At 74.0% G+C, this 11,022-nt stretch carries 8 protein-coding genes; 3 read left to right on the plus strand and 5 right to left on the minus strand.

Translation table 11 applies throughout. The features are described 5' to 3' along the window. Positions 1 to 173: 173 nt before the first annotated feature. A complete protein-coding gene (locus QWY29_RS19360) occupies positions 174 to 1,397 on the minus strand; it encodes a ScyD/ScyE family protein (protein WP_300962853.1) in 1,224 nt (407 codons plus the stop codon). A gap of 265 nt (positions 1,398 to 1,662) precedes the next feature. Between QWY29_RS19360 and QWY29_RS19365 the strand changes: the two genes are divergently transcribed. Beyond that, positions 1,663 to 2,475 (plus strand): MBL fold metallo-hydrolase, encoded by an 813-nt coding sequence (locus tag QWY29_RS19365; RefSeq protein WP_300962854.1) that lies wholly within the window; start codon positions 1,663 to 1,665, stop codon positions 2,473 to 2,475. A 33-nt stretch (positions 2,476 to 2,508) separates the two neighbouring features. Here QWY29_RS19365 and QWY29_RS19370 read toward each other — a convergent pair whose 3' ends face one another. The 4 genes from QWY29_RS19370 to QWY29_RS19385 all read right to left on the minus strand — a co-directional run bounded on the left by QWY29_RS19370 (position 2,509) and on the right by QWY29_RS19385 (position 8,263). Then, positions 2,509 to 2,784, minus strand: a complete 276-nt coding sequence (locus QWY29_RS19370) for a DUF3072 domain-containing protein (protein ID WP_300962855.1) — start codon at positions 2,782 to 2,784, stop codon at positions 2,509 to 2,511. 58 nt (positions 2,785 to 2,842) lie between these two features. Then, positions 2,843 to 3,436, minus strand: coding sequence for a response regulator transcription factor (locus QWY29_RS19375; protein WP_300962856.1), 594 nt, complete (start codon positions 3,434 to 3,436; stop codon positions 2,843 to 2,845). Between the two features lie 94 nt (positions 3,437 to 3,530). Next, entirely contained in the window at positions 3,531 to 6,740 is a 3,210-nt protein-coding gene (locus tag QWY29_RS19380; protein WP_300962857.1) for a PAS domain-containing hybrid sensor histidine kinase/response regulator, read from the minus strand. Between the two features lie 56 nt (positions 6,741 to 6,796). Continuing rightward, complete coding sequence (locus tag QWY29_RS19385) at positions 6,797 to 8,263, minus strand: serine/threonine-protein kinase (protein ID WP_300962858.1); 1,467 nt, start codon at positions 8,261 to 8,263, stop codon at positions 6,797 to 6,799. A gap of 147 nt (positions 8,264 to 8,410) precedes the next feature. Between QWY29_RS19385 and tyrS the strand changes: the two genes are divergently transcribed. After that, entirely contained in the window at positions 8,411 to 9,682 is a 1,272-nt protein-coding gene (tyrS, locus tag QWY29_RS19390; RefSeq protein WP_300962859.1) for a tyrosine--tRNA ligase, read from the plus strand. Beyond that, positions 9,679 to 10,722, plus strand: a complete 1,044-nt coding sequence (locus QWY29_RS19395; protein ID WP_300962860.1) for an alpha-hydroxy acid oxidase — start codon at positions 9,679 to 9,681, stop codon at positions 10,720 to 10,722. The genes tyrS and QWY29_RS19395 overlap by 4 nt, the downstream gene beginning before the upstream one ends. Positions 10,723 to 11,022 lie beyond the last annotated feature (300 nt).

An 11,022-nucleotide genomic window follows, 5' to 3' on the forward strand; every position in this document is an offset into this window, starting at 1 on the left:
CAGTCTTCGTGGTGACGAACGAGGTGTCATGGCCTCAGGCGACCACGGCCATGACTGGCGCGACATCACCCAGATCAGCGATGTCGGACCCGCACCCGCCCGGCCAGGGACGCGCGACGACCCCGGGCCGCGAGGCGACCCGGGGTCGTGCTGAGGAGGTGCAGGAGGTGGGCTCAGTCGAGCTTCATCAGCGACCCCGGGCCGAAGACCGGACCGGTGAGGTAGATGTCGCCGTCCTTCGCCACGTCCACCCCGCCGGGCAGGACGAGCCGGCCGGGGACGAGCTCGCGGGTGTGGGTGTGCCCGCGGTGCGGGGTGATCTTGAACAGGCCCCCGACCTCCGCGCCGGGGGTGCCGGACTCGGCCTGCAGCCAGGAGGCCACGGAGAGGCTGAGGGCGTAGATCGCGCCGTCCTCGTCGGATGCGAGGTCGACGATCGAGGTCAGGCCGTCGGCGTAGCGCGTGCAGTCCGCTCGCCCGTGCCGTCGGTCGCCGTGGTGGCCGCGCTTGCCGTGGTCGTCGTACGCCGCGGGGTCGCACACCGCGCCCGACGAGCCCGGCTTGATCCGCCACACCTGGGACGTCCCGGGGGTGGCCGGGAACCCGCGGAGCTCACCGACGTACCAGTAGCCGTCCGCGCCGACGGTGACCGACGTCGGGACCGACTCGGCCGGCACGGTCGGTGCCGGCGGGGCCGGCGGGGCCGGCGGTGCGGGCTCGTCAGCACCCCGCTGCGCCAGCCCGCGCAACGGCGCAGGGGGAGGGGCGGGCAGGTCGTCCGGCACCTCGACCACGCGCGGCTTGAACACCGCGACGGTCCGGACCTTGCCGTCGGGCCACACGCGCAGCAGGTCGTTGCCGCCCGCGTCGGCGACGAGCACGGTCCCGTCGCGGAGCGCCTGTAGCCCGTAGGGGTTGGTGTCGGTGGGGACGCCCTCGAGGTCGTAGGGGTCCCCGTCGCCGGTCTGGTGCGCGCCGATGTCCGCCAGCGGCTTCAACGTGCCGCGGGACCAGACGTAGAGGGTCGCGGCGCCGGCGGGGAGCTCGGCGGCGGCGCCACCGCCGCCGGTCAGGAAGTAGATCTTCCCGCGTGCGGCGGAGATCGCCTGCGCGAAGCCCGCGGCCGCGGGGAGGCCACCCAGCTCACGGACCTCGGCGGGGCCGTGACGCTTCTCGACGACGAGGCTGAACGTCCCGTCGTCCTCGGTGACCAGGGTGAGCCCGCGGCCGACCGAGTCGACGCCGCGCGGGCCGCTCAGGGCGGTCACGGTCGTCAGGTCGTCGGGCTCGGGGTCGTGGCCGCGGTGCGCCTGGGCGGGAGCCAGGGCGGTGCCGGCGGCGGTCGCCAGCGCGGCGCTCGCCGCGATCGCGGCCAGCAGGGTCTTCGGTCGGGTCATGGTCGTCCTCCGGGGGGGTGTTCACGCACGGGAACCCCACTCAAGGCCGGGGTCGTCGCCGCACGCATCTCCCAGATGGGGGAACTCCCGAGCCCCGGCCGCGACCGGCCGCCAGCGACGACCGGCCGCCAGCGACGACCGCCCGGCGCAGGACTGACCGATCGGACGATGTCGGGGCGGGTGCCGGACGGCTACCTTCGTCCGCGCCGGGCCGTGGGCACACCCCCCAGGTCTGCGGCCCGGCACCTCCGGGAACCCGGCGGGCATGAACCGACCCTCGGCCGGCGGCCCGACAGCGGCGTCCCTGGAGTTCGTCGGCACCGCGACGACGATCCTGCGGCTGGGGCCCTTCACGCTGCTGACCGACCCGAACTTCCTGCACCGGGGGCAGCGGGCGTACCTCGGCAAGGGCCTGTTCTCCAAGCGGCTGACCGAGCCCTCGATGCAGCCCGCCGACCTGCCCCGGCTCGACGGCGTGCTGCTCAGCCACCTGCACGGCGACCACTTCGACCGGGTCGCGCGCCGAGAGCTGGACCGTGGACTGCTGGTCGCGACGACACCGGCGTCGAGCCGCACGCTCACGCGGTGGGGCTTCGGGGGCGCCCACGGCATGCGCACCTGGGAGACGCTCGAGCTGACCGAGCGCGACACCCGGCTGCGGATCACCGCGGCGCCGGGCCAGCACGGACCCGGCCCGGCCAAGCACGTGATGCCGCCGGTGATGGGCAGCGTGCTTGAGCTGGAGGAGCCGGGCCGCCCCGTCTTCCGTGTCTACATCAGCGGCGACACCCTGTTCCGCCCCTACCTGCGCGACGTCGTGGAGCGCACGGGCCCGCTGGACGCCGCGGTCGTCCACCTCGGCGGCACCCGCGCCTTCGGCGTGCTCGTCACCATGGACGACGAGCAGGGGGCCGACCTGGTGCAGCTGCTGGAGCCGGCGGTGACCGTGCCGGTCCACTTCGACGACTACACCGTCTTCCGCTCCGACCGGGCCGAGTTCCTCGCGAGGTGCCAGGAGCGCGGCCTGCCCACCCACTTGCGCACGGTCGAGCGCGGCGGGCGGGTCGAGCTCAGCTGAGCGGGGTCACTGCCCGGGGTCGGTGCAGGGGAGCTACTGCTCGGTGCCGCGGCCGGTGCTCTGCTGGAGCCGGTCGATGTGCTCGGAGGCCTCGGCCTTGTTGAGGTCGGCCGGCAGCGTCTCGCCGGCCTGGCGGGCCAGCGTGTCGAGGTAGCTGCGCTGGGCGCCGGTCATCGGCTCGTCGCCGGTGACCCAGTCGCTGGGGTCCTTCTCGGCGTTGGTGCCGTCGGCCGGGGTGTCGGCGCCGAGGACGTCGCCGTCGGCGGAGGGGTTGTGGGCGGCGTTCGCACCTGCGTTCGAATCAGTCATAGCCGGCCCGTACCCGACGGACCCGCCGGCAAACCGCGACCCGCCGGGGGAGCGGGTCTCAGTAGCCGCGCTCGATGCCCCAGGCGACCGCCTGCGAGCGTCGCGCGACCCCGATCTTGTGGTAGATCTGCCGGATGTAGGTCTTCACCGAGTTGACCGAGACGAAGAGCTCGGCGGCGATCTCCAGGTTGCTCCGACCCCGGCAGATCAGCGCCAGCACCTCCGCCTCCCGCACGCTCAGCGGGGAGTCGGACGCCAGCCCCGGCGCCGGGACCGACACCCGGTCGCCGCGGTGCACCAGCTCGAGCACGCGCACCAGCTCGTCGGACCCGACGGCCTTGGAGACGAAGCCGCAGGCCCCGGCGGAGACCACGCGACGCACGCTGCCCTGGTCCATCCGCCAGCTGTAGACGACGACCCGCGCGGCCGTCTGCCGGGCCACGTCGCCCAGGTAGGTCTCGATGTCGACCGGACGCCCGACCGGGTCGCACAGCACGACGTCCGCCTCCGGGGGCTCGACGACGACGACCCGTTCGGGGTGCGGGGCGAGCATCCCCGCCACGCCGGTGGTCACCAGCTCCGACTCGTCCAGGACACCCACCCGGACCGGACGCACCCCCGTGCTGGGGACCTCGTCTGACGCGCTCTTCATGATGGGACAAAACTAGGCCGCGTCGAGCTGCCCTCCGGACCGTAGAGCGTCGCCCGAAGGGGTGAAAACGGCTGGTGAGCGGCCTGCGGGCGCCTCAGCCGCCCGAGGAGTACGCCGCCCGGTAGGCCGCCAGCAGGCCCTGGCCACGCTGCACGCTGGCGTCGAGCGCGTCCACCAACCGACCGGCTCCCTCCGTCGTGCCGGCGTCGCCGAGGAACTCCAGCTCGCGGGCGGCCGCGCCCACCTCGACGACCCCGAGGTTGAGCGCGCTGCCGGCCAGCTTGTGGGCCGCCTGGCGCACGGCGTCGGCGTCGTCCTGCTCGACGAGCTCGCGCAGCCGCTCGACGGTGGGGCCGGAGTTGGCCAGGAAGTTGCCGATCGCCCGGTCGAGGTAGGCGGTGTTGCCTGGGTCGAGGTCGCGCAGCATGTCGAGCCGCTCGACGTCGAGCCCGTCGATCGGGTCGGACGGGGCCATCTCCACCTGTTCCTCCTCCATCGACGGCGCGACCGATCCCGGCCCCACCCACTGTGCGAGCACCGACCCGAGGGCCACCGGGTCGACCGGCTTGGTCAAGAAGTCGTCCATGCCGGCCTCGAGGCAGCGCTCCCGCTCGCCCTCGACCGCGGCCGCGGTCATCGCGATCACCGGCACCCGCGCCCCGCTGCCCTCGCGCCGCCGCAGCTCGCGCGTCGCGGCGTACCCGTCCAGGCGGGGCATCTGCACGTCCATCAGCACCGCGTCCACCCGCTGGTGGGCCAGGACCTCGAGGGCGACCACGCCGTCCTCGGCGGTGAGCACCTCGTAGCCCATCTGCTCCAGCAGCCCGCTGGCCACCATCTGGTTCACCGGGTTGTCCTCGACGACGAGCACCCGCTGCTCGGCGCCGGCCTGCGGCTCGTGGTCGGGCAGGACCGGGGCGGCCTCGACGCCGGCGAGGGTGCTGAGCAGCACGCCGCGCAGGGCGGGCGGGAGCACCGGCTTGGTGAGCAGGCCGGCCACGCCGGCCCGGGTGACCTCGTCGGCGTCGATCGTGGTGAACGAGGTGAGCACGACCAGCGTGAGCGCGGCGTACGCCGGGTCGTCGCGGATCGCCCGGGCCAGGTCGAGGCCGTCGCGCCCGGGCATCGCCAGGTCCAGCAGGGCGGCGTCGAACGGGTCGCCGGCCGCCAGTGCCTCGGCGAGCGCGGCCTCGGCCTCGTCCGCGCTCGACACGACGGCAGGCCGCACGTGCCACGCCCGCAGCTGCTCCTCGAGGATCAGCCGGTTGTGGGCGTTGTCGTCGACGACCAGGACGCGCTGCCCGGCCAGCCAGGTGCGGGCGTAGGCGTCGGCGGGGTCCGCAGCGGTACCGGTGGGCGCGTCGAGCACGGCGCTGAAGGAGAACACACTGCCGCCGCCGGGGTTGGGGGCGAAGCCGATCTCGCCGCCGAGGGCCTCGACGATCTCCTTGGAGATCGCCAGCCCCAGGCCGGTGCCGCCGTAGACCCGCGTGGTCGAGGCGTCGGCCTGGGTGAACGGCTCGAAGAGACCCTCCGCCTTGACCGGGTCGACACCGATGCCGGTGTCGGCGACCTCCACGTCGAGCCGGGTGCGCCCGCCGTCCAGGGGGGTGGCGGTGGCGCGGACGTAGACCTCGCCCTCCTCGGTGAACTTCACGGCGTTCGAGACCAGGTTGGTGAGCACCTGGGACAACCGCGTGGGGTCGCCGGCGAGCACCCCCGGGACGTCGGGGGAGCAGGAGACGATCAGCTCGAGCCCGCCGGCGCGGGCGCCCTCGGCCATGACGGCGGCGACCCCGTCGAAGACCGCGCGCACCTCGAAGTCGACGCGCTCCAGCTCGAGCCGCCCCGCCTCGATCTTGGAGAAGTCGAGCACGTCGTTGATGACGCTCAGCAGCGCCCGGCTGGCGACCTGGACGCCGGAGGCGAGCCGCAGCTGGTCGGCGTCGAGGCCGGTGCGCAGCAGCAGGTCGTTGAGGCCGATGACGCCGTTGAGCGGGGTGCGGATCTCGTGGCTCATCGTCGCCAGGAACTCCGACTTCTGCCGTGAGGCCGCCATCGCCTGGTCCCGCGCGTCGGCGAGCGCCCGCTCGGCCTGCTCGCGCTCGGCGACCCGCGCCATCTGCACGGCGACGACGTCGACCATCTCCTGGATCATGTCGTGGCGGTAGAGCGGCGGCGCCGAGGTGATGACGACGACGGCGTGCACCCGCCCGGCGTACGACACCGGGAAGGCGATCGAGAGCCGGTCGTCGTCCCAGACCGACCGGGCCTCGGCGAAGGCCCGCTCGGCGAGGGCCAGCTCGCGGGCGACGCGGGCGGGGTCGTCCGCGTCGGTGAGCCGGTCCTCGTCGGAGACGTAGTAGGGCTCGACGCCCGTGCCGTCCTCCGTGGGCACGAACCCGCGACCCCGCTCCCAGTCGTCGTGCAGCAGGACGAGGTCGCGTGCCTGGCCGAGCAGCTCGTGGAGCGAGCGAGCCTCGTTGGCGGCGGACGCCACGGCCTGCAGCAGCACGTTCTGGTTGACCTGGTCGACGAGCGCGAGCTCGACCTGCTTGGCCTCGGTGATGTCCTGGTGAGTGCCCGACATCGCGACGGGGCGGCCGCCGGGGTCGCGGTGGACGACCCCGCGGCCGCGGGTCCAGAGCCAGCCCGCGGCGCCGCGCACGCGCGCCACCCACTCGAAGGAGTCCTCGCCGTCCAGCGCCGCGCGCACGGCCCGGTCGACGTCGCCGCGGTGGTCCTCGTGGACCATCTCGAGGAACGCGGCGTACGACGACGCGAAGCCGCCGGGCTCGAGCCCGTAGAGGTCGGTGATCTCGGGGGAGCCCGTGACCGTGTCGTGGACCAGGTCCCACGACCAGCTGCCCAGCCGGGTGATGCGGTGCGCCTCGGCCAGCCGGCCGCGGCTCTCGACCAGCTCCTCGATGTCGCGGCGGCGGTCGCTCCAGTCGGTCATCCGGTGCAGGACGCCGGTGACCTCGCCGTCGGGTCCGCGCAGCGGCGACTCGCGCGCCAGCACCCAGGTCGCGGTGCCGTCGAGACGCACCAGCCGGACCTCGACCTCGCGCTCGTTGAAGCGCCCCTGCCGGAGGTCCTCGAGGTGGGCGGCGAACTGCTGCCTGCCGACGGCGTCGAGCGTGTCGGGGACGGTGAGGCGCTGCGCCTCCTCCGGGGTGGTGCCGACCATCCGGGCGAGCGCGGGGTTGGCGTAGAGGATGCGTCCGTCGAGGTCGAAGACCCAGATGCCGTCCGGCGAGGTCTCCACGACGTCGCGGTACAGCGCTGCCAGGTCCATGCCCATGCCCACCTCCCGTCCGTGCTCACCCTAGGGGCTGACCGCGCACGCTGCGCCGCAGGTCAGGCCTCCCCGGCGATGAGGTAGCGACCGTCGTCGAAGACCAGCCGCAGCTCGACGTCGTCGCGGATCGAGCGGCCGTTGCCGAGCGTGTAGGTGTAGCGGTACCCGACCGTCAGGTCCTCGGCGTCGGGCCGCACCCGCTGGACGTCGACCGACGCCACGTCGCCCCAGAAGCCGGTGTAGCCTTGGAGGCCGCCGCTGGCCTCCTTGAACTCGGGGGTGAGCATCGCGAAGCCGGCCGAGGGGTCGGCCGCCGCGGTCCGCAGGTAGTCGCGGACGAAGGTGTCGATGCCCTCCGCGGTGGGCCGGGGCGGCGTGGACGGTGACGCGGAGGTGCTGGTCGAGGGCTCGGGGCCGGCCGTGCGGTCCGCGGGGTCGTCGTCGCCGCGGCCGAGCAGGAAGCCGCCGATCGCCAGCACGACGACCGCGGCGACGCCGAGCAGCACCGGGAGCAGCAGGCCCCGGCGGCCGCGGTGGTGCGACCCGCCAGTGGGCGGCGGGCCGGCCGGCTGGGTGGTGGGCGGCCTCGTGGGCGGGTTCGTCGGTGGTGGGACGGGCGGCGACGCCGGCGGGGTGGCCGGCCGGGCCGCGGGTCGCGATCCGGTGCTGGCCAGCAGCTGGGTGCCGTGCTCGTCGTGCCGCGCCGCTCGGGTGACCGGCACCGGGCGCCGGGCGACCGTGTCGGGGCCGGCGTCGAGGAAGTCGCGGGCCTGCGCCATCGTCCAGCGGTCGCCGGGCTCGCGTGCCATGGTCGCGGCGAGCAGCGACCCCAGCCAGCCGGGGTCGTCGAGCCGCGGCGGGTCCTCGTGGACGATCCGGTAGAGCGCACCGAGCACGTTGTCGCCCACGTCGTACGGCGGCCGCCCGGCCAGCGCGTGGAACAGGGAGGCCCCGAGGGACCACACGTCGCTCGGCGGGCTCGCGACCCGGCCGCTGGCGACCTCGGGCGCGAGGTAGGCGGGGGAGCCGGTGACCAGGCCGGTCTGGGTGAGGGAGGCGTCGGCCTCGGCGCGGGCGATGCCGAAGTCGGAGATCTTCACCCGGCCGTCCTCGGTGACCAGCATGTTGGAGGGCTTGACGTCGCGGTGGACGATCCCGGCCGCGTGGGCGGCGGCGAGCGCGTCGGCGGCCTGGCGCAGCAGGACCGCGGCGGCGCCGTGCCCCAGCGGCCCGCGCGAGCGCACCAGCTCGGCCAGCGTGGTGCCGGGGACGTGCTCCATCACCAGCCAGCGGTCGTCGCCGTCGTCGACCAGGTCGAAGACCGCGACCACGTGCGGGTGGTTGAGCCGCGCGGCCAGCCGGGCCTCGCGCTGGGCCCGTTCGAGGTCGGCGCTGTCGCCGCCCGGCGCGAGCCCGATCCGCTTGAGTGCGACGTGGCGGCCGAGCACCTCGTCGCGGGCCAGCCAGACCGCGCCCATGCCGCCCCGGCCGATCTCGCGGTCGAGGGAGTACCTCCCGGCGATCACCGTCCCGGTTCCTCCTCGTCCGTCCCGCTGCCGCGCGTCCTGCGGACCGAGCCAGCCTAGCGGGGGCCGGCCACGAGCCGGGTGGGCGGACGGACGCCCCATGCGGCAGGCTGGGAAGCAGGTACCCAGCCCGACGAAAGGTCCACCGTGTCCCTCGACCCCACCCTCCTCGACGACCTCGAGTGGCGCGGCCTGCTCGCGCACTCGACGGACCTCGACGCCCTGCGGGAGGCGTTCGCGGCGGGGAGCGTGCGGTACTACGTGGGCTTCGACCCGACCGCGCCGAGCCTGCACATGGGCAACCTGCTGCAGATCGTCACGGCGGTCCGCCTGCAGCGCGCCGGCCACACGCCGTACGTCCTCGTCGGCGGCGCGACCGGGATGATCGGCGACCCGCGCGACTCCGGCGAGCGCACCCTCAACGACACCGGCACGGTGCAGGAGTGGACCGAGCGGGTCCGCAGCCAGGTCGAGCCGTTCCTCTCCTTCGAGGGGGAGAACGCCGCCACGATGGTCAACAACCTCGACTGGACGGCGTCGGTCTCGGCGATCGACTTCCTGCGCGACATCGGCAAGCACTTCCCGGTCAACCGGATGCTCGCCCGCGACGTGGTCAGGAACCGGCTCGAGGACGGCATCTCGTACACCGAGTTCAGCTACGTGCTGCTGCAGTCGATGGACTACCTCCACCTGCACCGCGAGCACGGCGTCGACCTCCAGCTCGGCGGCTCCGACCAGTGGGGCAACATCACCGGCGGCGTGGAGCTGATCCGTCGCGCGACCGGCGACCGGGTGCACGCCTTCGTCACGCCCCTGGTGACCAAGGCCGACGGCACGAAGTACGGCAAGACCGAGGGCGGGGCCCTGTGGCTCGACCCGGAGATGATGTCGCCGTACTCGTTCTTCCAGTTCTGGCTCAACGTCGAGGACGAGAAGGTCCCCGAGCTGCTGCGCGTGTTCACCTTCCTCTCCCGCGAGGAGATCGAGGAGCTCGAGGCGACGCACGCGGAGAAGCCGTTCCTGCGCGCCGGCCAGAAGGCGCTGGCCGAGCACGTCACCACGCTCGTGCACGGCGCCGAGGAGACCGAGCGGATCAAGGCCGCCTCGGCCGCGCTGTTCGGCGGTGGTGAGCTGACCGGACTGGGCGGGTCGACGCTCGGGTCGGCGCTGCGCGAGGCCGGGTCGGTCACCGTCGAGCGCGCCGGAGGCATCCCCTCGGTGGTCGACCTCCTCGTGCTCACCGGCCTGGCCGGCAGCAAGGGCGAGGCCCGCCGGACCATCGGCGAGGGCGGCGCCTACCTCAACAACGTCCGCGTCGAGGACGTCGAGGCGGTGCCGGCCGAGTCCGACCTCGTCGACGGCTCCTGGCTGGTGCTGCGCCGCGGCAAGAAGAAGTTCGCCGGCGTCGAGGTCCGATGACCAGCTGGCTTGCCGGCCTCGAGGAGCGGGCGCGGGCCGTGCTGCCCGCGCCCGTCCACGAGTACGTCGCCCAGGGGGCGCGCGAGTCGGTCAGCACCGGGGAGGCCCGGCCGGCGTGGGCCGCGCACCGGTTCTCGCCGCACGTGCTCCGCGACGTCACCGACGTCGACCTCGGCGTCGAGCTGCTCGGCCGGCGCAGCGAGCTCCCGTGGGGCGTCGCGCCGACGACCCTGCAGCGCGCCGTGCACCCCGACGGCGAGCTGGCGATGGCCCGGGCGACCGCAGCGGCCGGCGGGCTCATGGTGGTCTCCAGCAACGCCGGCACGCCGTTCGCCGACATCGGCGCCACCGGAGTGCGCTGGTGGGTGCAGGCCTACCTGCCCGCCGACCGCACCCTCGCCGAGCCGATGCTCGCCCGCGCCGTCGAGGCCGGCGCCGAGGCGGTGGTCCTCACCGTGGACACCCCGGTGGTGGGCACCAAGCACGCTGTGGGCGAGAGCATCTGGGCCACGGTCGACCCAGCCCTCGTGCGCGTGAACTTCGGTCCCGGCCACGAGGAACGTCCCGGCGCCGACAAGGCGACCGACCTCGGCCCGCACGACCTGGACTGGCTGCGCGAGAGCACCGGCCTCCCCGTCGTGGTCAAGGGCGTCCTCCGCCCGGACGACGCACGTCGCTGCGTGGACGCCGGAGCCTCAGCGGTCTGGGTGAGCAACCACGGTGGTCGCCAGCTGGACCGCGTGCTGCCCACGGCGGTCGCGCTGCCCCCGGTCGTGGCCGCCGTCGGCGACGACGCCGAGGTGTACGTCGACGGGGGACTGCGCAGCGGGCTCGACGTGCTCGCCGCGCTGGCCGCCGGCGCCGACGCCGTCTTCCTCGGCCGCCCGCCCGTGTGGGCGCTGGCCGAGGGGGAGGAGGGCGTCGCCCGGCTGCACGCCGAGCTCGTCGAGGAGACCGTCGAGGCGCTCCGGCTGGCCGGCTGCCGCCGGGTCGCCGACACCCGCGACCTGCTCGCGGCGCCGGCGCTACCCGCGCCCTGAGCGGGCCAAACACGGCTGTGCCCGCCGTCACGCCGTCTCGGTTTGGTGTTTGTCCGAGGAAGCGCCTAATGTTTCATCTGTCGCCGGGTGCGGCGGGGAGCAAGGCCGGTCTGGTCGGGCTTCCGGCCCCGAGTCGATGATCAGCCTTCAGGGCAGCGAGAGATCGTGGTGGCCTTGTTGTGCGTGTGATCCTTGAGAACTCAACAGTGTGTCATAGTCGACGAATTAGTTTGTTATGCCCCGTCGACTGCTTTCAATCGCTTTCGGGTGGTTGGGGTGGTTGATGGTTTCTTTGACAAT

It is taken from the genome of Nocardioides abyssi (genome assembly GCF_030412915.1).
Lineage (GTDB): Bacteria > Actinomycetota > Actinomycetes > Propionibacteriales > Nocardioidaceae > Nocardioides > Nocardioides abyssi.

Coding starts and splice junctions, on each gene's coding strand:
- QWY29_RS19370 (WP_300962855.1), bottom strand. CDS start 2,784: ATGACTGATTCGAACGCAGGTGCGAACGCCGCCCACAACCCCTCCGCC.
- QWY29_RS19360 (WP_300962853.1), bottom strand. CDS start 1,397: ATGACCCGACCGAAGACCCTGCTGGCCGCGATCGCGGCGAGCGCCGCG.
- QWY29_RS19375 (WP_300962856.1), bottom strand. CDS start 3,436: ATGAAGAGCGCGTCAGACGAGGTCCCCAGCACGGGGGTGCGTCCGGTC.
- QWY29_RS19395 (WP_300962860.1), top strand. CDS start 9,679: ATGACCAGCTGGCTTGCCGGCCTCGAGGAGCGGGCGCGGGCCGTGCTG.
- QWY29_RS19380 (WP_300962857.1), bottom strand. CDS start 6,740: ATGGGCATGGACCTGGCAGCGCTGTACCGCGACGTCGTGGAGACCTCG.
- QWY29_RS19365 (WP_300962854.1), top strand. CDS start 1,663: ATGAACCGACCCTCGGCCGGCGGCCCGACAGCGGCGTCCCTGGAGTTC.